The sequence below is a fragment of the Rhodoferax sp. GW822-FHT02D07 genome, from assembly GCF_058802405.1.
The window spans coordinates 139,129-160,791 of sequence record NZ_JBXAOD010000008.1 but is presented as its reverse complement, the minus strand read 5'-3'; the positions used below and the strand labels follow the sequence as shown (position 1 = coordinate 160,791).

At 64.2% G+C, this 21,663-nt stretch carries 19 protein-coding genes; 3 read left to right on the top strand and 16 right to left on the bottom strand.

Annotation, left to right across the window (positions count from 1 at the left end):
* Positions 1-10 precede the first annotated feature (10 nt).
* The 9 genes from AC1RNN_RS17395 to argS all read right to left on the bottom strand — a co-directional run bounded on the left by AC1RNN_RS17395 (position 11) and on the right by argS (position 8,936).
* Positions 11-439 carry a putative toxin-antitoxin system toxin component, PIN family gene (locus AC1RNN_RS17395; protein WP_493090567.1) on the bottom strand — a complete coding sequence of 143 codons (429 nt, stop codon included), beginning with the start codon at positions 437-439 and terminating at the stop codon, positions 11-13.
* Positions 432-1,706, bottom strand: a complete 1,275-nt coding sequence (locus tag AC1RNN_RS17390; protein WP_493090566.1) for a THUMP domain-containing class I SAM-dependent RNA methyltransferase — start codon at positions 1,704-1,706, stop codon at positions 432-434. The genes AC1RNN_RS17395 and AC1RNN_RS17390 overlap by 8 nt, the downstream gene beginning before the upstream one ends.
* Complete coding sequence (rpoN, locus tag AC1RNN_RS17385) at positions 1,703-3,316, bottom strand: RNA polymerase factor sigma-54 (protein WP_493090565.1); 1,614 nt, start codon at positions 3,314-3,316, stop codon at positions 1,703-1,705. The genes AC1RNN_RS17390 and rpoN overlap by 4 nt, the downstream gene beginning before the upstream one ends.
* A complete protein-coding gene (lptB, locus tag AC1RNN_RS17380) occupies positions 3,316-4,092 on the bottom strand; it encodes an LPS export ABC transporter ATP-binding protein (protein ID WP_493090563.1) in 777 nt (258 codons plus the stop codon). The genes rpoN and lptB overlap by 1 nt, the downstream gene beginning before the upstream one ends.
* On the bottom strand, positions 4,089-4,697 hold the full coding sequence (gene lptA, locus AC1RNN_RS17375) for a lipopolysaccharide transport periplasmic protein LptA (RefSeq protein WP_493090561.1): 609 nt from the start codon (positions 4,695-4,697) through the stop codon (positions 4,089-4,091). Before lptA ends, lptB begins: the two co-directional genes overlap by 4 nt.
* 73 nt (positions 4,698-4,770) lie before the next feature.
* Positions 4,771-5,703: an exopolyphosphatase gene (locus tag AC1RNN_RS17370; RefSeq protein ID WP_493090559.1), complete on the bottom strand. Its 933-nt coding sequence runs from the start codon at positions 5,701-5,703 to the stop codon at positions 4,771-4,773.
* Between the two features lie 92 nt (positions 5,704-5,795).
* A complete protein-coding gene (locus AC1RNN_RS17365; protein ID WP_493090557.1) occupies positions 5,796-6,449 on the bottom strand; it encodes a thiol:disulfide interchange protein DsbA/DsbL in 654 nt (217 codons plus the stop codon).
* Between the two features lie 78 nt (positions 6,450-6,527).
* A complete protein-coding gene (locus tag AC1RNN_RS17360; RefSeq protein ID WP_493090555.1) occupies positions 6,528-7,196 on the bottom strand; it encodes an SPOR domain-containing protein in 669 nt (222 codons plus the stop codon).
* Between the two features lie 42 nt (positions 7,197-7,238).
* Positions 7,239-8,936: an arginine--tRNA ligase gene (gene argS, locus AC1RNN_RS17355; RefSeq protein ID WP_493090554.1), complete on the bottom strand. Its 1,698-nt coding sequence runs from the start codon at positions 8,934-8,936 to the stop codon at positions 7,239-7,241.
* A gap of 137 nt (positions 8,937-9,073) precedes the next feature.
* On the opposite strand from argS, the gene AC1RNN_RS17350 reads away from it, so the two are divergent.
* The gene (locus tag AC1RNN_RS17350) at positions 9,074-9,382 is read left to right on the top strand and encodes a PsiF family protein (RefSeq protein ID WP_493090552.1); all 309 of its coding nucleotides are present in this window, start codon (positions 9,074-9,076) and stop codon (positions 9,380-9,382) included.
* Positions 9,383-9,458: 76 nt separating this feature from the next.
* On the opposite strand, the gene ubiA is transcribed toward AC1RNN_RS17350, so the two are convergent.
* The 5 genes from ubiA to recG all read right to left on the bottom strand — a co-directional run bounded on the left by ubiA (position 9,459) and on the right by recG (position 15,604).
* Complete coding sequence (ubiA, locus tag AC1RNN_RS17345) at positions 9,459-10,319, bottom strand: 4-hydroxybenzoate octaprenyltransferase (protein WP_493090682.1); 861 nt, start codon at positions 10,317-10,319, stop codon at positions 9,459-9,461.
* 79 nt (positions 10,320-10,398) lie between these two features.
* Positions 10,399-11,358, bottom strand: coding sequence for a LysR substrate-binding domain-containing protein (locus tag AC1RNN_RS17340; protein ID WP_493090550.1), 960 nt, complete (start codon positions 11,356-11,358; stop codon positions 10,399-10,401).
* Positions 11,359-11,362: 4 nt separating this feature from the next.
* Positions 11,363-12,259 (bottom strand): DMT family transporter, encoded by an 897-nt coding sequence (locus tag AC1RNN_RS17335; RefSeq protein WP_493090548.1) that lies wholly within the window; start codon positions 12,257-12,259, stop codon positions 11,363-11,365.
* 75 nt (positions 12,260-12,334) lie between these two features.
* Positions 12,335-13,336 carry a hypothetical protein gene (locus tag AC1RNN_RS17330; protein WP_493090546.1) on the bottom strand — a complete coding sequence of 334 codons (1,002 nt, stop codon included), beginning with the start codon at positions 13,334-13,336 and terminating at the stop codon, positions 12,335-12,337.
* A gap of 90 nt (positions 13,337-13,426) precedes the next feature.
* Positions 13,427-15,604 carry an ATP-dependent DNA helicase RecG gene (recG, locus tag AC1RNN_RS17325; RefSeq protein ID WP_493090544.1) on the bottom strand — a complete coding sequence of 726 codons (2,178 nt, stop codon included), beginning with the start codon at positions 15,602-15,604 and terminating at the stop codon, positions 13,427-13,429.
* Between the two features lie 58 nt (positions 15,605-15,662).
* Between recG and queA the strand changes: the two genes are divergently transcribed.
* Positions 15,663-16,745: a tRNA preQ1(34) S-adenosylmethionine ribosyltransferase-isomerase QueA gene (queA, locus tag AC1RNN_RS17320; RefSeq protein ID WP_493090542.1), complete on the top strand. Its 1,083-nt coding sequence runs from the start codon at positions 15,663-15,665 to the stop codon at positions 16,743-16,745.
* A gap of 32 nt (positions 16,746-16,777) precedes the next feature.
* Entirely contained in the window at positions 16,778-17,995 is a 1,218-nt protein-coding gene (tgt, locus tag AC1RNN_RS17315) for a tRNA guanosine(34) transglycosylase Tgt (RefSeq protein WP_493090540.1), read from the top strand.
* 86 nt (positions 17,996-18,081) lie between these two features.
* On the opposite strand, the gene AC1RNN_RS17310 is transcribed toward tgt, so the two are convergent.
* Both AC1RNN_RS17310 and AC1RNN_RS17305 read right to left on the bottom strand, forming a co-directional pair.
* On the bottom strand, positions 18,082-19,866 hold the full coding sequence (locus AC1RNN_RS17310; RefSeq protein WP_493090680.1) for a methyl-accepting chemotaxis protein: 1,785 nt from the start codon (positions 19,864-19,866) through the stop codon (positions 18,082-18,084).
* A 163-nt stretch (positions 19,867-20,029) separates the two neighbouring features.
* Positions 20,030-21,643, bottom strand: coding sequence for a methyl-accepting chemotaxis protein (locus AC1RNN_RS17305; RefSeq protein ID WP_493090539.1), 1,614 nt, complete (start codon positions 21,641-21,643; stop codon positions 20,030-20,032).
* Between the last annotated feature and the right edge of the window lie 20 nt (positions 21,644-21,663).

Here is a 21,663-nt window from a genome sequence, read left to right as displayed (position 1 = left end):
CTGCTATGATTTAGATAGCTGCTCGCGCAGAAGATCCAAGGGCTAGCAACCTTTTTGCCATGCAAAGCACCGCATGATCCTTGCTCAGTACCAGGCAGCGCTGGGCGACGGCAAGGTCAATGAACTTCTGGTCATCCGGGTCCTTGCAGGTGACACTGGCCTTGCGCGGCACTTCCACGGTCTGCACCTGTGCATCGCGTGCTGCCAGCACCTGCTCCGCGCTCAGGCCATAAAAGGCCAGGCGCTTGGCAATCTGCGGGTAGGCCAGCACGCGCTCCAACTCATCGCGCATCGGGGACGTGGCCACCCATTGCAGGTGGCCGGTGTACAGGGCCTCACGCAGCGGCGCGGTAGCGGCATCGTTGAAGACCAGCAGGTCCAGCACGATGTTGGTGTCCAGAATGATCTGACCCACTCCACCAGCAACAGCCTCAGTCATTGGGCTCCTGCTGCGTCTGCGCAGCAGCACCCTTGGCCAGGCGGCCCTTGACCATGTCGAACTTGAACAGGCGGCACTCCAGCGGGCCGTTCCACATGGGCACGCGGCGCGATTCCTTGAGGCGCATCTTGCCGGGCAGCTTGAGGTCGGGCGTCAGCACCCAGGCGGTCCAGCCGCTGTAGTTCTTCTTCCAGTGGCTGGCCAGCTGGTTGAAGAAGTCCACGCCCTCGTCCGTCTGCGCGAGTTCGCGCGCGCCAAAGCGGGCGCCCTCTCCTTCACCGGCCACACCGCCGATGCCGATGCGTTCGCCATAGGGCGGGTTCAGCACCATCACGCCGCCGCCCTCAATCGGGGGCATGCGCTGTAGCGCGTCGCCGCCGCGGAACTCAATCACATCGGCCACACCGGCGCGCTGCGCATTGCGCTGGGCAAAGTCCACCATGCGGTGGGACACATCGCTGCCGTAGATCAGCGCGGTCTGGCCCGGCTCGGGCTTGACCACGTTGGCCGCGGCCTCGGCCTTCATGTCCGCCCACTCCTGCGAACGGAAGGGCCGGTATTTCTCGAACGCAAAGCGGCGCAGCGAGCCGGCCGCGATGTTGCAGGCAATCTGCGCGGCTTCAATGGCCACGGTGCCGCTGCCGCAGCAGGGGTCATACAGCGGCATCAGGTCGTCGTCGCCCGAGGCCCAGCCGCTGGCGGCAATCATGGCCGCGGCCAATGTCTCTTTCAGCGGCGCGTCGCCCTTGTCCTCGCGCCAACCGCGCTTGAACAGCGGCTCGCCCGAGGTGTCGATGTACAGCGAGCAGGCGTCGGTGGTCAGGTGGGCGTAAATGCGTACATCGGGCCACTGGGTATTCACGTCAGGGCGCACGCCATTGGCCACTTCGCGGAAGCGGTCGCAGACGGCGTCTTTCACCTTGAGCGCAGCAAAGTTCAGCGAGGTCAGCGGGCTGTGCTGCGCGGTCACCTCGATCTTGATGCTCTCTTTGGGCGTGAACCACTGCTCCCACGGCACCTGCATGCCGGCGCGGTACAGGTCCTGCTCACTGCGATACTCGGTGTACGACACCAGCACCAGCACGCGCTGGGCCAGGCGGCTGTACAGGTTGAGCAACATGGCGTGCGCAAACGAGGTGCGCACGGCCACGCCACCGCGCTGCTTGGTCACGCAACCGGGGGGCAGGCCGGTGATCTGCAAAATCTCCGGCGCCAGGTACTCCTCCACGCCGGCGGCGCAGGGGAGAAAAAGGGTCAATTGGTTCATAGCGCTTTGCGGAGTGAGGCGGGGGCGATTTTCAGGCCCTCGCGGTATTTGGCCACGGTGCGCCGCGCGCACTCGATGCCTTGCTCCTTGAGCATGTCGGAAATCTGGTTATCGCTCAAGGGCTTTTTGCTGCTCTCTGAGGCGATGAACTGCTTGATGAGCGCACGCACCGCGGTGCTGGAGGCGTTGCCCCCGCTCTCGGTGCCCAGGCCGGAGCCAAAGAAGTACTTGAGCTCAAAGGTGCCAAACGGCGTGGCCATGTACTTGGCCGTGGTCACGCGGCTAATGGTGGACTCGTGCAAGCCCAGCTCGTCGGCAATCTCGCGCAGCACCAGCGGGCGCATGGCGAGTTCGCCGTGGGTGAAAAAGTTCTTTTGTCGCTCCACAATGGCCGTGCTCACGCGCAGGATGGTGTCAAAGCGCTGCTGGATGTTCTTGATGAACCAGCGCGCCTCCTGCAGGCGCTGCTGCAGCGCGGCATGGCCGCCGGCATCCTTGCCGCCGCGGTGGTTGCGCAGCACATTGGCGTAGATATCGTGCACCTTGAGGCGCGGCATCACGTCGGGATTGAGCTGAACACGGAACTTCGGAATGCCGCCGGCCTTGCCAATGGACACCACCAGCACATCGGGCACGATGATGTTGCGTTCCACATCCACAAAGCGGCGGCCGGGCTTGGGCTCAAGCCGCGCAATCAGCGCAATCGCCTCACGCACAAACGCATCGCTGCCCACGCCCATCTGCACCAGGCGCTTGATGTCGCGCCGCGCCAGCAGGTCCATGGGCTGGCGGCAGATGGCCAGCGCCACCTGCAACACTTCCAGCCGGTCGTGCTCACCATCGTCTTCGGCCAGGGTCAGCAGAGCTTGCAGCTGCAGGCGCAGGCATTCGCCCAGGTCGCGCGCGCCCACGCCGACGGGCTCCAGGCTGTGCAACAGGCCCAGCGCCACGGTGAAGTGGTGCACCAGATCCTGCAGCTGCTCTTCATCTCCAGGGCTCAGACTACGCGCCAAGTCTTCCAGCGGGTCCTCCAGGTAGCCGTCTTCATTGAGCGACTCGATCAGGAAGCGCAGCGCCGCTGCATCGGTGGCATTCAAGCGCAGGCTCAGGGCCTGGCGGTGCAGAAAGACCTGCAGCGATTCAGAGGAACGCGCCAGCTCGGTGGCGTCCTTCTCTTCGTCATCGCCCAGGTTGTTGGCCTTGGCTTTGGCATCCACGCCCCATTCGCCGTCGTCAGGCGTCATTTCGGTGGTGCCGTCGCCCTCCCAGTTGGGCTCCTCGCTGCTGCTCAGTGGCGTGGCATCTTCATCATTGGAGGTGCCAGCCCCTGTGGATGTTGCATAGTCAGCTACAGAATTAGGAGCATATTCGGCGTCACCGGCTTCGGACAGGCGATCGCCCTCGCTCACCACAGCGTCCGCAGCGTTCAACCCAAAGTCTTCACGCTCGGCCCGGTCCTCGGTCAGCTCCAGAAACGGGTTTTCGTCCAGCATCTGCTCCACCTCCTGGCTCAGCTCCAGCGTGGAGAGCTGCAGCAGACGGATGGACTGCTGCAACTGGGGCGTGAGCGCCAGGTGTTGGGAGACGCGTAATGACAGCCCTTGCTTCATCACATCTTGAAGTGTTCGCCGAGATAGACGCGGCGCACATCGGCGTTGTTCACGATCTCGGAGGGGGTGCCCTGCGCCAGCACATGGCCGTCGCTGATGATGTAGGCGTGGTCGCAAATGCCCAGGGTCTCGCGCACGTTGTGGTCGGTGATGAGCACCCCAATGCCACGGCCCTTCAGGAAGTTGATGATGCGCTGGATCTCGATCACCGCGATCGGGTCAATACCGGCAAAGGGTTCGTCCAACAGGATGAAGCGCGGGTTGGTGGCCAGTGCGCGCGCAATCTCCACACGGCGACGCTCCCCGCCCGACAGCGCCAGGGAGGGTGACTCGCGCAGATGCTCCACGCGCAGCTCCTGCAGCAAGGCGGTCAGGCGCTTTTCAATTTCGGCAGAACTAAGCGGGTTGCCGCCGGCATCCCGCTGCAACTCCAGCACGGCGCGCACGTTGTCTTCCACATTCAGTTTGCGGAATATGGACGCCTCCTGGGGCAGGTAGCCCAGCCCCAGGCGCGCACGGCGGTGGATGGGCATGTGCTCGATGGACTGACCATCGATGGTGATGTCACCCGCGCTGGCGCGCAGCAGGCCCACGATCATGTAGAACGAGGTGGTCTTGCCCGCCCCATTGGGGCCCAGCAGGCCCACCACCTCGCCGGTGCGCACGGCCAGGGACACGTCCTTGACCACCTGGCGCTTGCCGTAGGACTTCTGCAAATGCCGGGCTTCCAGCCGCCCGGTGCTGGTGTCCGGGGCTTCCTGGGCGGGCGCGCTCACTGGGCGGCCTTCTCAAGTTGCGGCGTGGCGCGCAGGGTGGGTGATGTCTGGGGGGCAGCGGGGGTCTGGGCCTCCGGTTTGGGTGTCAGCATGGCGCGCACCCGGCCGGCCGGAGCGCTCGCGCTGCGGGGCGTGCCGTCCACGGTGAATTTGTCGCTCAGGTTTTCGTAGAGGATGCTGGCGCCACTGACCTCGTCGGCCAGCAGGGCACCGCGCAGGCGGCGCAGTTGAGCCTTCTTGAGGAAGCGCACGGTATCGGCCCGGCCATCGTATTCAATGGTTTCTCCGTCGCCTTCGATGTATTCATCGACCCCGTCACGTTTCTGGCGGAAAAAGGCCGGCGTTGCTGTCGAGCCGGTCACCAGACCGTACTGGTACCCGTCCGGGTCCTGGCGCACCTCCAGCTGGGCACCACGGATGATGATGCTGCCTTTGGTCAGGACCACATTGCCGGTGAACACGCTGACCTGCTTGAGGTCGTCGTAACGCAGGGCATCGGCCTCCACATTCATGGGTTTGTTGCGGTCGGCCTTCTCGGCCAAGGCGTGGCCCGCCACACCGGCGAATGCCAGCCCCAGAAACAGCGACAGAGTGGTTTTTTTCATAAAGGCACGAAACTTGCTGAAAAGCGCTTCGGCCATTGTACCGAGCGCTGGCACGTTTCATGCCTTGGCGAGCTCAGCCGTCGGCGTTAATTTTGCTTGTCAACGCCTGCAGCACCTCCGCCGCACGGTCGTTCTCCACCTGGCAGGTACCCGCATTGGCATGGCCGCCGCCGCCGTACTGCAGCATCAGCTCACCAATATTGGTCTTGGAGGAGCGGTTGGTGATGGACTTGCCGGTAGCAAACACGGTGTTCTGCTTTTGCAGGCCCCAGAGCACGTGGATGGAAATATTGGTTTGGGGGAATAGTGCATAGACCATGAAGCGGTTGACCGCAAAGATGGTGTCCTCGTTGCGCAGATCCAGTACCAGCAGGTTGCCGTGCACGGTGGAGCAGCGCAGCAGCTGCTCCTTGGCTTTTTCTGCATGCTCAAAGTACAGATCCACCCGTTCCACCACATCAGGCAGCTTCAGGATTTCGTCGATGCCGTGGTTGCGGCAGTACTGGATGAGATCCATCATCAGCTGGTAGTTGCTGACGCGGAATTCGCGAAAGCGGCCCAGGCCGGTGCGCGAGTCCATCAGGTAGTTGAGCAACACCCAGCCCGTGGGGTTCATGATTTCGTCGTGGCTGAAACGGGCGGAATCCCCTTTGTCCACGGCCTCCATCATGTCGTGGAAGCGCGCCGGGAAGCGGCTGGCGCCGCCGTAGTGGTCAAACACCACACGTGCGGCCGAATCGGCATCGGGCAGGATGATGTGGTTGGGGCGCTCGCCCGTGTTGCGCACGGTTTCTGACTCGTGGTGGTCAAAGGCCAGATGCACGCCGGGCACGTACGGCAGGTTGGTGGTGATATCTCGGTCGGACACCTCCACCTTGCCGTCCTGCATGTCCTTGGGGTGGACGAACTTGATGTCGTCGATCAGGTTCAGCTCGTTGAGCAGGACGGCACACACCAGTCCATCGAAATCGCTGCGGGTAACAAGCCGGTATTTCTGGTGCGCCATGGAAACGGTCTCCCCAAAGTTTGGAACAAGTGCCAAACCATTCTAGAGCCGTTCCCCACAGCGCGGCGGCCTCGCCACCGCAAAAGTCCGGCTCAGCGTCCGGCGCGAACGTCCGCCACCAGCGACTCCACCACCTGCAATGCGCGAGGCATATTGCCAGCCAGGGAGCCGTCGGTGTAATAGCGGCCGGCAATGCCCAGCGCGGGCACACCTTCCACCTTGTAGGCGTTCTGCAGCTGCACGGACTTGGTGACCTTGGTCACCACGGTGAAGGAGTTGTACTGCTCTACGAACTTGGCCTTGTCCACGCCCTGCTGGCCAATCCATTCCAGGATAGCTTCGCCAGTGCTGAGGTTTTTCTTCTCCTGGTGGATGGCGGCAAACACCTTGCCATGCAGCTTCTCGACCAGACCCATGGCTTCCAGCGTGAAATAGAGGCGCTGCTGGGGCGCAAAGCTGTCCTGAAAAGCCACTGGCACGCGGCGGAAGGCCACGTCCTTGGGCAGCTTGGGAATCCAGGCTTGCAGCGTGGGTTCGAAGGCGTTGCAGTGCGGGCAGCTGTACCAGAAGAACTCCACCACCTCAATCTTGCCGGCACCAGCCTCCACAGGCGCACGCGGATCGACCACCAGGTAGTCCGTGCCAGCCTTGGGCTTGGCCGCCTGGGCCTGGGCTGTGGCGCCCCACAGGGTAGTGGAAGCCAGGGCTGCGCCGGTGCCCAGCTGGGCGAATTCGCGTCGTTTCATGTGCATCTCTTCGGTAAGGGGACTGGTTACGGAATGGGTGGGAGAAGCGCCCTGCAGGAAAGTTCCTGGTACGGCCGCTTAGCGCTGCACGCGCACCAGCGCGGTTTCCAGGCCGGACTTGTCCAGTTTCTCCTTGGCCTTGTCGGCCTCGTCCTTCTTCTCGAAGGGGCCCACACGCACGCGGAACACCGGGCGGCCAGACTGCTCGCGCTCGGAAATCTTGGTTTCTATACCACTCAGGGACAACTTGGCACGGTGGGCCTCTGCGTCTTCGGCCTTCTGGAAGGCCCCCACCTGCACAAAGTAGACAAAGACGTCGGCCTCGTTTGCAGCACCGGTCTTGGCCTTGGCCAGATCACCCAGCGGGTCAGCCGACACGGCGGGCTTGAGCTCGCCCTTGGCCTCGGCCTTGGCTGCCTTGGGATCGGCTTTTGCGTCCGGTTTTGCTTCTGCCTTGGCATCAGCCTTCGCATCTGGCTTGCCCTTGGGAGCCGATGCGGCAGAGGCCGGCGTAGTCGCCGGAGGCACGGCGGGCGCCGGGTTCTTGCCATAAAGCATGGCGTTGGGGTCCCAGTTCTTGTTTTTCTGGGCTTCGGCGGCGTCCTGGTCGGCGCTGCGGCTCTGGCTCTTGTTCATGAAGGGCACCGGCACCTTGGTGACGTACACCGCTACCGCCAGGGCGGCGCCCAGGCCGACCACCACACCCACGATGAACCCTACGATGGTTCCGCCACGCTCGTACTTCATGCGTCTATCTCTCGGTTGACTCTGTTGACCCGGTGGGGCCGCTTACATCTTCTGCGGAGCACTGACGCCCAGCACAGCCAGGCCATTGTGCAACACGCGGGCCGTGGCAGCCACGAGCGCCAGGCGGGCCAGCTTGACGGCCTCATCGTCCACCAGGATGCGCTCGGCGTCGTAGTAGCTGTGATAGCTGGCCGCGAGCTCGCGCAGGTAGAAAGTCACATCGTGCGGGGCTTCGCCCTCGGCGGCCGCACTCAGCATCTCGGGGTACTTGGCCAGCAGCAGCATCAGGGCCTGGGCCTGCGGGCTGTCCAGCGCGGACAGGTCCACACTCTTGAGGCTCGCCACATCGCCGCCCCAACCGGCCAGCACCGAGCAGATGCGCGCATGTGCGTACTGCACGTAGTAGACCGGGTTGTCGTTGTTCTTGGCTACGGCCAAATCCACATCGAAGGTGTACTCGGTATCCGGCTTGCGGCTCAGCAGGAAGAAACGCACGGCGTCCTTGCTCGTCCACTCGATCAGGTCGCGCAAGGTCACATAGCTGCCTGCGCGCTTGCTGATCTTGACCTCTTCACCGCCGCGCACCACGCGCACCATGGTGTGGAGCACGTAGTCGGGGTAGCCCTGGGGAATGCCCACATCGGCGGCCTGCAAGCCGGCGCGCACACGGGCGATGGTGCCGTGGTGGTCCGTGCCCTGGATGTTGACCACCTTGGTGAAGCCACGTTCCCACTTCGCGATGTGATAGGCCACGTCGGGCACAAAGTAGGTGTAGCCACCGTCCTTCTTGCGCATCACGCGGTCCTTGTCGTCGCCATAGTCGGTGCTCTTGAGCCACAGCGCGCCGTCTTGCTCATAGGTCTTGCCATTGGCCACCAGCTTGTTCACCGTGGCGTCCACGCGGCCGCTGGTGTAGAGGCTGGACTCCAGGTAGTACTGGTCGAACTTGAGGTTGAAGGCCTGCAGGTCCTTGTCCTGCTCGTTGCGCAGGTATGCCACGGCGAACTGGCGGATGGACTCGACATCGTCCACATCGCCGCTGGCGGTGAACTCGCGGTCGTCGGCCTTGACGGTAGCCTTGGCCTTGAAGGCTTCGGCAATGTCGGCGATGTAGTCACCGTTGTAGAAGGCCTTGGACGCCGGATCTTCCGGGTCCGTGGGCCAGCAGTCGTCACCCGGCTTGAAGCCCTTGGCGCGCAGCTGGGTGCTCTTGGTCAGCGTCTCGATCTGCACGCCGGCGTCGTTGTAATAGAACTCGCGGTGCACCGCCCAGCCCTGGGTTGCAAACAGGTTGCAGATGGCGTCGCCCAATGCGGCCTGGCGGCCGTGGCCGACGTGCAGCGGACCGGTGGGGTTGGCCGACACGAACTCCACCAGCACGCGCTGGCCCACGGCGGGCTGGAAGCCAAAGCGTTCGCCCTGGCCCAGCACCTCACGCACCACTTCCTGCTTGGCCGCGGGCTTGAGGCGGATGTTGATAAAGCCGGGACCGGCAATCTCGATGTCCTGCACCCACTGGGCATACACCGGAGTGGCGAGCAATGCGGCCTTGAGGGTTTCGGCCAACTGGCGCGGGTTTTGTTTGAGGGGCTTGGCCAGTTGCATGGCGGCCGTGGTGGCGAAATCGCCATGGGCAGCCACCTTGGGCGATTCAAAAGCGGCTTTGTCCCCGGCGCCGGGGGAGAGGGTGTCCAGGCAGGCGGCCAGCGCCTTCAGGAGTTCGTGTTTGACAGTCAGCATCCACCGATTTTACGGGCCCCCCGGGAAAGCCCGGGGGCCGGGGCGTCAACGGCGCTGTCATCTTTTCGTTATAAGCTTCAAACCACTGGGGTTTTTCTGCAACGGCAGCACGCTGCCTTTTTTTGATAGGACGACTGATGAAATCTCTGATCTCCCTCCTGGCTCTGGGTCTGGCACTGGCTGTAGGCGGCGCCCATGCCGCCGAAGAGAAAGCCCCAACCGCACAACAAAACAAGATGAAGACTTGCAATGCCGACGCCAAGGACAAGAAGGGCGACGAGCGCAAGGCCTTCATGAAGGAATGCCTGAGCGCCAAACCTGCCGCCCCCGCTGCCGATGGCGCCACCGGTCAGCAAAACAAGATGAAGACCTGCAACGCCGACGCCAAGGACAAGAAGGGCGACGAGCGCAAGAAGTTCATGAAAGAGTGCCTGAGCGCCAAGTAAGCGCTGCACCTGCCGCCCCTAGCGGGGCGCCTCCCCCGCCCGCCCGGCTCGCCGCGCGGGCTTTTTCATATCTGGCTTATGCCCCGACGCCCAGCACCACGCCGCAAAACACCGCAAACCCCACCCAGTGGTTGAGGCGGAAGGCCTTGAAACAGCCTTCGCGCGAACGGTCGGCAATCAGCGTGCCATGCCAGACCACCTGGACACCGGCTACCGCCGCCCCCAGCCACCAGGCCCAGGGGCGCGCCAAGGCGGGCAGCACCAGCCAGGACCACAGGGCCAGGTAGACCACATAGAAGCCCAGCACCGCCGGCACGTCCCAGCGGCCCAGCGTGATGGCCGAAGTCTTCATGCCGATCTTGAGGTCATCGTCGCGGTCCACCATGGCGTATTCGGTGTCGTAGGCCAGCACCCAGAAGAGGTTGCCTACCAGCAGCGCCCAGGCTTGCCAGGGCACAGCACCCGTAACGGCGGAGAAAGCCATGGGGATGCCGAAGCTGAAGGCCACGCCCAGCACCGCCTGCGGCATGGAGACATGGCGTTTGGCATAGGGGTAGACCAGCGCCACGGCCAGCGCGGCAAACGACCAAGCGATGGTGGCAGCGTTCGTGGTCAGCACCAGGCCAAACGCGGCCAGCGCCAGCACCGCGCCGACCAGCAGTGCCTCGCGCGTGCCGATGCGCCCGCTGGTGACAGGGCGCTGTGCCGTGCGTTTGACGTGGCGGTCAAAGTCTCGGTCGGCCACATCGTTGACGCAGCAGCCCGCGCTGCGCATGAGGATGGTGCCCAGCGTGAACACGGCAATCAGGTGCCAGCCCGGAAAACCGCCCGCCGCCAGCCACAGCGCACTGAGCGTGGGCCACAGCAGCAGCAGCCAGCCCGCAGGGCGGTTCCAGCGGATCAGGTCCAGGTAGAGCGAGAGCTTGGTGGAGAACAGAGACGGCACGGTTTTGCTATGAATATGGGAGCTGCTTGCGCACTATCCACGGGGGATAGCTGCCAATTTGGCTCAAAGATCAGGACAGGCGGGTCACACCGGGCAATTCGCAACCGTAGACCGCATTGCGCAGCGCAGCAATGGCTTCATAGCGCGTAAAACTGCGCCGCCACGCCAGCACCACGCGCCGCGTGGGCGGGGGCAGGCTCTTGCCATCCTGCACCGGCAGGTACTTCACGAAAGGTTCATCGCCCTTGCGCTTTTTGGGCTCCATCGCGTCGCGCGGGACGCTGAGGCGCGGCACCAGCGTGATGCCCATGCCGGCGGCCACCATGTGCTTGATGGTTTCCAGCGAAGAGCCTTCAAAACTCTTGCGGATGCCCTCGGCGTCACTGGAGAAGCGCGCGAACTCGGGGCACACCTCCAACACGTGGTCGCGGAAGCAGTGGCCATTGCCCAACAGCAGCATGGTTTCCTTCTTCAGCTCTTCGGTGGTCACGCTCTCCTGCGCGGCCAGCGCGTGACTGGTGGGCACAGCGGCAAAGAAGGGCTCGTCGTACAGCGGTGCCAGCGCCAACCCCGTGTCGGGGAAAGGCTCGGCCAGGATGGCGCAGTCGATCTCGCCCGTGCGCAGCATTTCCAGCAGCTTCACGGTGAAGTTCTCCTGCAGCACCAGCGGCATCTGGGGCGACTTGGTGATGACCTGGCGCACCAGATCAGGCAGCAGGTAGGGCGCGATGGTGTAGATCACGCCCAGCTTGAGCGGCCCGGCCAGGGGGTCCTTTCCACGCTTGGCGATGTCTTTGATGTTGGCGGCCTGTTCCAGCACACTTTGCGCCTGGCGCACGATCTCTTCGCCCAGGGGCGTGACGGTCACTTCGTTGGCGCTGCGCTCGAAGAGCTTGACGTCCAGCTCTTCCTCCAGCTTCTTCACCGCCACGGACAACGTAGGCTGCGAGACATAGCAGGCCTCGGCCGCCTTGCCAAAGTGCCGCTCGCGCGCCACGGCCACGATGTATTTGAGTTCGGTCAGGGTCATGCCGCTATTCTCCACCCGCGCGGCCGGACGGCTCAACAATGACCAGCGCAATCCCGCACACCAGCAGGCCCGCGCCCAGCCAGAAGGCCAGTTCCGGAGTTTCCGCAAACAGCAGCCAGCCCAGTGTGGGGCTGAACAGCAGCAGTGAGAAACTGCCCGCCTCCACCGCCGAAGCGTCGCCCGCACGGTAGGCAAAGAAGTAGCTCAGGTAGATGCCCGCCGCCGCCACACCCACCACCGGCAACAGCCACCACAGGGCCACCGGCACGCTGGGCAGACTGAAACCCGTGAACAGGCCAAAGGTCAGCCAGCAGGCTGCCTGGCTCCAGGTCAGCACCGCAATCGGATGCTCCTGGCCCGAGTATTTCTTGAGCACCACGCCCAGCATGGACTCCATGAGCGCGCCCAGCAGCGCCACCAATGCGGCCGGATGAAACGCCTCCGCCCCGGGCTGCAAAATCACCAGCACCCCGCCAAAGCCCACCACCACGCCGCTCCAGCGCAGCCAGTGCGGGCGCTCGCCCAGCAGCCAGACGCCCAGCGGCAGCATGAACAACGAACCGGTCATCAGGTAGGCGCTGGCCTCGGCCAGCGGCAGGTGCGAGACCGCGTAGGCGGCGCAAAAGGCCGATGTCACGATGAACACCGCGCGCAGCAGGTGTATGCGCGGCTGGCGCGTGGAAACGATGCGCCCGCGCGTCCAGGCCACCACCGGCGCCAGCATGGCCAGCACCACCGTGGCCTGCAAAAACAGCACCTGCTTGGGCGCGATGCCCGTGGCCATCAGCCGCTTGTTGCAGGCGTCCAGCACCGCCCAGCAGGCCATGGCCAGCACCACCAGCAGCACGCCGCGCGTGTTGCCCGCCAAGGCCTGCCAGCGCAGGCGCAGATTCAAAAACATGGTTCTATCCAGAGGGAAAGCGGGGCACTATACCCGTGGTGCATGACTGGCGCCGCCAGCGCACCAACACCCCGCCTAGACCGGCGTGATTTCGCCCGTGCGCAGCTTCTCGATCAGGATCTGCAGGCGCTCTTTCCAGGCGCGCCGCACATCGGCCGACGCGCCCTTGAAGAGGCGGAAGTTCTTGAGCTCGGGCTCAGCCTCGGACCAGAGGTCGTCACGCACCGACACCTCCAGCTCGCCGCCCAAGCTGTTCACGGCGGCTCCCTGCAGAGTGGTGTAGACAGTGCGGCCATCGGCCACCAGCGTGACGCGACCGCGCGGGTCCAGGTCGATGAACCATTCAATGCGTTTGCCATCCTGCGAGTAGCCGACCTCGCTGGTGCCACTGAAGCCGGCCATCTGGCGCCAGTGGTCAATCTGGGCCTCCGGGGGCATGTCCTTGACCGCAGGCAGCGCGGCCGCCTTGCGGGCACGCTCTTCCGCCCGCTCCTTCGCAAGGGCCTCCGCCTCCGCGCGCTGCTGGCGCAACAGCATCTCCTGGGCCAGATTGCGCTCCAGCTTCTCCACCCACAGCCGTATCTGCCCCGCGAATCGCTGAAAGTCGGCCGCCACCGGCCCGGGCAGGCCGTCCAGACGCAGCAGGTGGCGCTCGCCTCCGGGCGTGTCGTGCACGGCAAAGCTGGATTCGTCCGACGCCTGAAACGTCAGACTGAACAGGCCCGTGGGCTGCGGTTCTGCGCCCGCCTGCTCCTGCAACACGCGGCTGAGCTCGATGCGCAAGCCGGCCGCAGGCAGCTTGGCGAGCACTGCGCCGCCCTGCACCGGCTCGGCCGCGGCTCCACCCGCCAGCAGCTCGCGCGTGTAATGAGCTTGCGCGGCCTTGACCACCAGCAGCTGGTTGGCACGCTGCAACTCCACGCTCCAGCCATGCGCCTCAAAGCGCAAGCCACCGGGAAAGGCGTGGGCATGCGTCTTGAGCAGGCGCGCCTGGCGCTCCACATAGGCGAAAAAGCCCACCAGCCCCAGCAGGGCCGGGGTCAGCAGCACGGTGATCCACAGCGTGGCGTCACTCATGCGAAAACAGCGGGGACGAGGCTTCGGCGCGGGAAGCGGGCGGGTTGGGGCATGGCGGCTTCATTCTCAACGATTTTTCGGCACGTCCGCTCAGGCCTTGAGGTACTCGGCCTTGCCACCCAGCCAGCGCGCCACATGCTTGTGGGCCAGGTGCGGGTAGCGGTCCAGCAGCATAGGGGCCTCGGCCCGCGCCCACTCCAGCAAGGCCGTGTCCTGCGCCAGATCGGCAAAGCGCAACATGGCCTCGCCGCTTTGGCGCGCGCCCAGAAACTCGCCTGGCCCGCGTATCTCCAGGTCGCGCCGGGCAATTTCGAAACCGTCGTTGGTCTCGGCCATCGCGCGCAGGCGCTCGCGCGCGGCCTCGCCCAGGCGCGGCGCATCGCCCGTGGAATAGAGCAAGACGCAAGCCGAAGCCGCCGCCCCGCGGCCCACCCGGCCGCGCAGCTGGTGGAGCTGCGAGAGGCCAAAGCGCTCAGCGTGTTCGATGACCATGAGCGAGGCGTTGGGCACGTCCACCCCCACCTCGATCACCGTGGTGCTGACCAGCACCGACATCAGCCCCGCGGTAAAGGCGCCCATCACGGCCTTTTTGTCGTCCGCATGCATGCGCGAGTGCAGCAGGCCGATGAGCACGGGCTGCCCATCGGCGCGTGTGGCGCCCTGTAAGGCTTCGGCCAGGTCGGCATGGGTTTGCGTGGCGTTGGTCAGGTCAAGCGCCTCGCTCTCTTCGATGAGCGGGCACACCCAGTAGACCTGCCGACCCTCAGCAATCTGGCCGCGGATGCGCTCAATCACTTCATCGCGCCGGTGGTCGCTCACCACCTTGGTCACGATGGGCGTGCGCCCCGGCGGCAACTCGTCCAGGGTGGACACATCCAGATCGGCGTAATAGCTCATGGCCAGCGTGCGCGGTATGGGCGTAGCCGTCATCATCAACAGATGGGGTTCCGCCCCTTGTTCATGCTCGCCCTCAATGGCCGTCATCTTCTTGCGCAGGGCCAGACGCTGGGCCACGCCAAAGCGGTGCTGCTCGTCGATGATGGCCAGGGCCAGGTTCTTGAACTTCACCTTGTCCTGGATGATGGCGTGTGTGCCCACCACCAGCTGTGCCTCGCCACTCTCGATGAGCGCCAGCATGGCGCGGCGCTCCTTGGTCTTTTGGGTGCCGGTAAGCCAGGCGGTGGTGATGCCCAGTGGCTCCAGCCAGGCCAGCAATTTGCGGAAGTGCTGCTCGGCCAAGATCTCAGTCGGTGCCATCAGCGCGCACTGCCAGCCGGCGTCCATGCAAATGGCAGCGGCCAGCGCGGCCACCACGGTCTTGCCCGCGCCCACATCGCCCTGCAGCAGGCGGTGCATGGGGATGTGGCGCGCCATGTCGGTGGCAATCTCCACGCCCACGCGCTGCTGGGCGCCGGTCAGGCCAAAAGGCAAGGCCGCCAGCAGGCGGGCATGCAGGGTCCCGCCCACTACGGCCTTGAGCTGCGGCGCCCGCAGCGCAGCGCGCTCGCGCCGGCTTTGCAACTGGCTGATCTGCTGGGCCAGCAACTCTTCGGCCTTGAGGCGCTGCCAGGCCGGATGGCTGTGGTCCATCAGCGTGTCCAGCGACACATCGGGCGTGGGGTGATGCAAAAACTGTAGCGCATCGCGCAATGTCCATAAGGGCTGGTGGCCGATTCCATGTCTGAGCACCTCCAGATCGCCCGGTGCAAAGGTGTCGCTCAGGTCGGCCCGCGCCAGCCCCGAGAGCACCGCCTTGCGCAGGTAGGGCTGGGGCAGGCCGGCCACCGTGGGGTAGATGGGTGTGAGTGCGGTGGGCAGGCTCCCCCCGGCCGCACGAAACGTGGGATGCAACATCGTGCGGCCCATGAAGCCACCCTTGACCTCGCCACGCGCGCGGATGCGGTTGCCCACGGCCAGCGCCTTTTGCTGGGAACCGTAAAAACTGAAGAAGCGCAACGTGCAGGTGTCCGTGCCGTCGTCCACGGTCACGATGAGCTGGCGGCGCGGGCGGAAGCTCACCTCCTGGTGCGTCACCACGGCCTCGATCTGCGCCTGCTGGCCCTCGCGCACCTCTGCCAGCGTCACGATGCGGGTCTCGTCCTCGTAGCGCAGCGGCAGGTGCAGCGCCAGGTCGATGTCGCGCTTGAGGCCCAATTTTTCCAGCGCCTTCTGCGCGGCCGACTTGGCGTCCGGTTTGGTCGCTGCCGCACCACCAGACGGGGCGTCGTGGGCGGCGTCCTCGGTGCGGGGAGCGGGTTTCTTGGGCATGGGACAATTCTGCCCTGTCTTTTTTACTTGGAACGGGCCCGTCCGGCCCTCAAGCAGCATGCAAGCCACCTTCCCCGGCACCGACCGTGCCTTTGTCCTCAGCGACTTTGACTTTGAACTCCCCGAGAGCCTGATTGCCCAGCACCCTGCGGCCGAGCGCAGCGGTTCACGCCTGCTCGACGGCACCGGCGCCACGCCCGTGAACCGCAGCTTCAAGGACCTGCCCAGCCTGCTGCGCGCGGGTGACCTCATGGTCTTCAACGACACCAAGGTGATCAACGCCCGCCTATTTGGCGAAAAGGCCACCGGCGGCAAGGTGGAGCTGCTGATCGAGCGCGTACTTGGCGGCAACCAGGTGGCAGCCCACATGCGCGTGAGCAAGAAGCCCGAGGTGGGCGCCACCATCAAGCTGGTCTGCGCCGAGGGCCAGGAAGACGGTCTCAGCGCCACCCTGCTGGGCCGCTGGCCGAATGTGGACGGCCCCATCTACCGCTTTGTACTGAGCAATGACCGGGGTGACGACCCCTACACGCTGATGGAGCGCCACGGCCATGTGCCGCTGCCGCCCTACATCACCCACAGCGATTCCCCCGAAGACGTGCAGCGCTACCAGACCGTGTTTGCCAAGCACCCCGGCGCGGTGGCCGCCCCCACGGCCGCGCTGCACTTTGACAATGCCTTGTTTGCCCAGCTGGACGCCATGGGCGTGCAGCGCGCGCATGTGACCCTGCATGTGGGCGCCGGCACCTTCCAGCCCGTGAAAACCGAAAACCTGGCCGAGCACCACATGCACAGCGAGTGGTACAACGTGCCCGCCGAGACCCAGGCCGCCATTGCCGCCTGCAAGGCGCGCGGTGGTCGCGTGGTGGCCGTGGGCACCACCAGCGTGCGCACACTGGAGAGTTTTGCCAAGACTGGCCAGACCAGCGGCGACACCACCATCTTCATCACGCCGGGCTTTGAGTTCCAGCTGGTGGATGTGCTGGTAACCAACTTCCACCTGCCCAAGAGCAGTCTGATGATGCTGGTGAGCGCCTTTGCGGGCTACGAGCACATCATGGGCCTGTACCGCGAAGCCATTGCGCGCGGCTACCGGTTCTTCAGCTATGGCGACGCCATGCTGCTGCAGCGCGCGGCTTGACGCGCCCACCCCCAACACCAGACCATACGACCATGCTGAAATTCGAACTCCTGAACCACGACCCCGCCACCGCCACCGCCGATGGCAGCTACCTGGGCAGCCACGCGCGCCGCGGCCGCCTGACGCTGAACCATGGCGTGGTCGAAACCCCCATCTTCATGCCCGTGGGCACCTATGGCACGGTGAAAGGCGTGATGCCGCAAAGCCTGCACGACATGAATGCACAGATCATCCTGGGCAACACCTTCCACCTGTGGATGCGTCCGGGCCTGGACGTGGTGCAAAAGTTTGGCGGCCTGCACCAGTTTGAAAACTGGGACAAGCCCATCCTCACCGACAGCGGTGGCTTCCAGGTCTGGAGCCTGGGCCAGATGCGCAAGATCAGCGAGGAAGGCGTGAAGTTCGCGTCTCCGGTGAACGGCGACAAGCTCTTCCTCACACCCGAGATCAGCATGCAGATCCAGACCACGCTGAACTCCGACATCGTGATGCAGTTTGACGAGTGCACGCCCTACCTGTCGGTCGAGCCCAAGACCAAGGGCCAGATCACCACCGAGCGCGAGGCGCGCAGCTCCATGGAACTGAGCCTGCGCTGGGCCAAACGCTGCCAGGACGAGTTCTCGCGGCTGAACAACCCCAACGCGCTGTTTGGCATCGTGCAGGGCGGCATGTTCGAGCACCTGCGCGACGAATCATTGGCAGGCTTGGAGGCGCTGGACTTCCCCGGCATTGCGGTGGGTGGGCTGAGCGTAGGCGAGCCCAAAGAAGACATGATGCGCGTCCTGAAGCACATCGGCCCCAAGCTGCCCCAGCACAAGCCGCACTACCTGATGGGCGTGGGCACGCCGGAAGACCTGATCGCCGGTGTGCAAAACGGCATCGACATGTTCGACTGCGTGATGCCCACGCGCAATGCGCGCAACGGCACGCTGTTCAGCCGTTTTGGCGACCTGAAGATCCGCAACGCGCGCCACAAGAGCGACGAGCAGCCGCTGGACGTGACCTGCACCTGCTACGCCTGCGCGGGCTCCAGCGGCGTGAGCTGGGCCAACGGTGGCCGCGAAGGCTTCAGCCGCGCCTATCTGCACCACCTGGACCGCTGCGGCGAGATGCTGGGTCCCATGCTGGCCAGCGTGCACAACCTGCACTACTACCTGAACCTGATGCAGGAAATCCGCGACGCGCTGGATGCGGGCCGCTTTGGCGCCTTTGTCCAGCAATTCCACGCCGACCGCGCGCGCGGCGTCTAGGTACCCAACCTGCGACACCTGTGCCGCACGCTCCTAAATCAGGAGCTTGCAGCGCAGATGACACGCGGGCTAAAAGCCTATTTCACTCAAAAGGTTTCCCAATCCTCATCTCCCCCGGGTGGGGTGATCTTGGTGCTGGTTTTGGGAGCTGCGGCAACGGGCGGAGGCGGTGGCGGGGCTTTCGCTTTTGGCGCCGTCGTTTGGGCTGCGGGACGGGCATGGGCGCCCACGGGCGGCTTCGCGTTCGGGCTGTGATGCAGCGCCTTGGGCGCTGGCGACTTCAGTGCGGGGCGCGCCACCGGCTGAGACAGCGAGGACCTAGTGCTTTGCTGATCGGCGGAAATCTTGAAAACCGCAACTCCTTCCACCAGATCCCGCGCCTGCGTTTTCAGGCTGGCAGCGGCAGCGGCCATCTCTTCCACCAACGCCGCATTTTGCTGGGTCGCCTGATCCATCTGGGTCACGGCCTCGCCTACCTGGGTCACTCCCGAACTTTGCTCGGAACTGGCCGCACTGATCTCGCCCACGATGTCAGTCACCTGGCGGATGCTCTGGACCACCTCGGTCATGGTGACGCCTGCCTTGTCCACCAGCACGGTGCCTTGCTCCACCCGTTCGACACTGGTGTTGATCAGGGTCTTGATTTCCTTGGCGGCTTCGGCACTGCGCCCCGCCAGGGAGCGCACCTCGCTGGCCACGACGGCAAAGCCGCGGCCCTGCTCACCCGCACGGGCAGCCTCCACGGCCGCATTCAGCGCCAAGATATTGGTCTGAAATGCAATGCCATCGATCACGCTGATGATGTCCGCAATCTTGCGGCTGGACTCGTTGATGCCCTTCATGGTTTCCACCACCTGCCCCACCACGTCGCCACCTTGCACAGCGACCGTGGAAGCATTCATGGCTAACTGGTTGGCCTGGCGCGAGTTGTCCGCATTCTGTCTGACCGTAGCCCCCAACTGCTCCATAGAGGCAGCGGTTTGCTCCAGGGCACTGGCCTGAGTTTCTGTGCGTGCGCTCAGGTCCTGGTTGCCCTGGGCAATCTGAGAACTGGCCGCAGCAACGCTCTCTGCCCCCTGGCGGACCCCGCTGACCACCCGGATCAGCGCATCCTGCATGGCCGCTAAGGCACTTAGCAGCGGGCTGACTTCGTCGCTGGCAGTGTCCACCACCTTGGTCATGAGATTACCGTCGCGAACCTGCTCGGCCACCACCTGTGCCTGTGCAATACGGCGGCGCAGCAGCCCGCCCACGTACCAGGAGAAGCCCAGCAACCCGCAGGCAAGCAATACGACGGCGCCGACGAGCAAATTGCGTGTCATATGGACGTCGGTTTCGATCAGCTCGATTTCCACCACCAGTTTGCTCCCCTGGCGTTTCTTCTCCAGGTCCAATGCGGACAGGTACTCGTTACGCAGGGGTATGGTTTTGTCCACGAGGAACGCAAAGGCCTCGTCCAACTTCCCATCCTGGATGAGCTTCATGTTTTCAGCACCCACAGTCCAGAACTTCGTATTCAGATCGTTCGCTTTGGCTATGAATTCACGCTCCACCGGCGTCAGAACATTCTGCTCATAGCCCTTGAGCGCTTCATCGATGTGCTTTCTCTTTTCGCCGATATCGGCGAACGCCGTCGCAATCCCGTCGGAAGTTTTGACCAGCATGGCATGGCGCAATTGCAAGGACACCCGCGTGACATCCAATTGCACGTCAGCAATGCGCATCGACTGGGGGGCTCGGTTATCACTGGCCCGCTGGGCCAGCAGAGCTGCCTCATTCAACGATACCCACGCAGACACAGCAACACCGACCAGAGCGAGAACCAACAGCCCACACACCAAGTAAAGACGCTTTGCAATGCTTAGCTTCATACCAACTCCTGCGTTTTTGTTATGGCATTGCCCGATGGGGCATCGTGCGGGGCTCGGAACCTTCTGCAAAAACTTTTGAAAGTGCCTTACATGACTATGCGCCGAATACCGGAGCTATCGCAAACATACTCGTTCTAAATGTAGGGGCATGCAGGAGCTGCCATCAAAAAGTCCTCTCATCTGCATCGCCACCATCACCCGCAGCAAGCTTAAATACCGCCACGGTATGCACCAGATCCGCCGCCTGCGTCTCAAGGCTACTGGCAGCGGCGGCCATTTGCTCCACCAGGGCAGCGTTCTGCTGGGTGCCCTGGTCCATCTGCGCAACCGCCTCGCCCACCTGTGCCACGCCGGTGCTTTGCTCAGTGCTGGCCGCACTGATCTCGCCCATGATGTCCGTTACCCGGCGGATGCTGGCCACCACCTCCGCCATGGTTTCACCCGCTTGATCCACCAGGGCACTACCCTGCTCCACCCGCTCGACGCTAGTGTTAATCAAGGTTTTAATTTCCTTGGCCGCCGCGGCAGAGCGCCCGGCGAGCGAGCGCACCTCGCTCGCCACCACCGCAAAGCCACGCCCTTGCTCACCCGCACGGGCCGCTTCCACTGCGGCGTTCAAGGCCAATATATTGGTCTGAAAGGCGATGCCATCGATCACACTGATGATGTCAGCGATCTTGCGTGAGCTGTCGTTGATACCTCTCATGGTCTCCACCACCTGACCCACCACCGCACCGCCCTGCACGGCCACCGTGGAGGCATTCATGGCCAGCTGGTTGGCCTGGCGGGCGTTGTCGGCGTTCTGCTGGACCGCGGAGTTGAGCTCTTCCATGCTGGCGGTGGTCTCCTCCAGCGCACTGGCCTGCTGCTCAGTGCGGGCGCTCAGGTCGTGGTTGCCTTGGGCAATCTCGGCGCTGGCATTGGCCACCGACTCCGAGCTGTTGCGCACCGTGGAAACCACCTTGAGCAGACTCTCCTGCATGCTGCGCAGGGCGCTGAAGAGCTGGCCAGTTTCATCCCGGCTGCGCACATCGATGTCGGAGCTGAGGTCGCCGGCCGCCACAGTCCGGGCGATGACCACCGCATTGGCAATCGGGTGCGTGATCCGTCGCGTCATCCAGGTGGCCAGGGTGCCCGCCACCAGCAAGGAGAGACCGATGGCCGCCAGCATCTGCAGGCGCTGACGCTGGCCCTGGGCCAGGGAGGCGGCCACCTCGCGTGCGCTCATGCCGTGGATCTCCTGCTTGGCTTTTTCCACTGCCGCCACCAGGGCCACCAGAAGGGGGCGGCAGTCGGTGGCGATCTGGTGCGAGGCGTCTTCGCGTTTTCCGTCCAGCGCGTCTTTCACGATCTTGGTGGCCACCACCGCATAGCGTGCTTCGATCTTCTCGATCTCTTCCACGTTGTCTTTCAACTTGGCCGCAGGCGGTCCGTTTTCCGCCAGCATGGTCTTGAGTGTCTTGAGCGAGCCCCCGATGCGCTCAAACGAGGTGTCTATGCTTTTCTTCTCCGTGGCAATTTCGCCCGGGTTGTCCAGCAACACAATGTTGCGGGCCGCCACCGCCCGCGCGTTGACGGCGTCGAAGAGGGTAACAAGCAGCGCGTCTTCCTTCTCGATGACGGTGACCTGGTGCTCGAAATTCGCCTGCGACACGCTAAGGTCATGGATAGCCACCCCTGACACCAGGACGACCAGCAAGGCCAGCCCCAGATAGCTGAGGATCAGGCGACCCCGAATGCTCCCCCAAAAGGAAACGGTTGCAAGTGAATGCTCCATGGACTGCGACTCCCTGTGTC

Excerpts from the sequence above, each read along its gene's own strand:
- AC1RNN_RS17335 (WP_493090548.1), bottom strand. The coding sequence starts at position 12,259 with ATGTTTTTGAATCTGCGCCTGCGCTGGCAGGCCTTGGCGGGCAACACG.
- rpoN (WP_493090565.1), bottom strand. The coding sequence starts at position 3,316 with ATGAAGCAAGGGCTGTCATTACGCGTCTCCCAACACCTGGCGCTCACG.
- AC1RNN_RS17360 (WP_493090555.1), bottom strand. The coding sequence starts at position 7,196 with ATGAAGTACGAGCGTGGCGGAACCATCGTAGGGTTCATCGTGGGTGTG.
- recG (WP_493090544.1), bottom strand. The coding sequence starts at position 15,604 with ATGCCCAAGAAACCCGCTCCCCGCACCGAGGACGCCGCCCACGACGCC.
- AC1RNN_RS17365 (WP_493090557.1), bottom strand. The coding sequence starts at position 6,449 with ATGAAACGACGCGAATTCGCCCAGCTGGGCACCGGCGCAGCCCTGGCT.
- AC1RNN_RS17310 (WP_493090680.1), bottom strand. The coding sequence starts at position 19,866 with ATGAAGCTAAGCATTGCAAAGCGTCTTTACTTGGTGTGTGGGCTGTTG.
- queA (WP_493090542.1), top strand. The coding sequence starts at position 15,663 with ATGCAAGCCACCTTCCCCGGCACCGACCGTGCCTTTGTCCTCAGCGAC.
- AC1RNN_RS17395 (WP_493090567.1), bottom strand. The coding sequence starts at position 439 with ATGACTGAGGCTGTTGCTGGTGGAGTGGGTCAGATCATTCTGGACACC.
- AC1RNN_RS17305 (WP_493090539.1), bottom strand. The coding sequence starts at position 21,643 with ATGGAGCATTCACTTGCAACCGTTTCCTTTTGGGGGAGCATTCGGGGT.
- argS (WP_493090554.1), bottom strand. The coding sequence starts at position 8,936 with ATGCTGACTGTCAAACACGAACTCCTGAAGGCGCTGGCCGCCTGCCTG.
- lptA (WP_493090561.1), bottom strand. The coding sequence starts at position 4,697 with ATGAAAAAAACCACTCTGTCGCTGTTTCTGGGGCTGGCATTCGCCGGT.
- AC1RNN_RS17330 (WP_493090546.1), bottom strand. The coding sequence starts at position 13,336 with ATGAGTGACGCCACGCTGTGGATCACCGTGCTGCTGACCCCGGCCCTG.
- tgt (WP_493090540.1), top strand. The coding sequence starts at position 16,778 with ATGCTGAAATTCGAACTCCTGAACCACGACCCCGCCACCGCCACCGCC.
- AC1RNN_RS17340 (WP_493090550.1), bottom strand. The coding sequence starts at position 11,358 with ATGACCCTGACCGAACTCAAATACATCGTGGCCGTGGCGCGCGAGCGG.
- AC1RNN_RS17390 (WP_493090566.1), bottom strand. The coding sequence starts at position 1,706 with ATGAACCAATTGACCCTTTTTCTCCCCTGCGCCGCCGGCGTGGAGGAG.
- AC1RNN_RS17350 (WP_493090552.1), top strand. The coding sequence starts at position 9,074 with ATGAAATCTCTGATCTCCCTCCTGGCTCTGGGTCTGGCACTGGCTGTA.
- AC1RNN_RS17370 (WP_493090559.1), bottom strand. The coding sequence starts at position 5,703 with ATGGCGCACCAGAAATACCGGCTTGTTACCCGCAGCGATTTCGATGGA.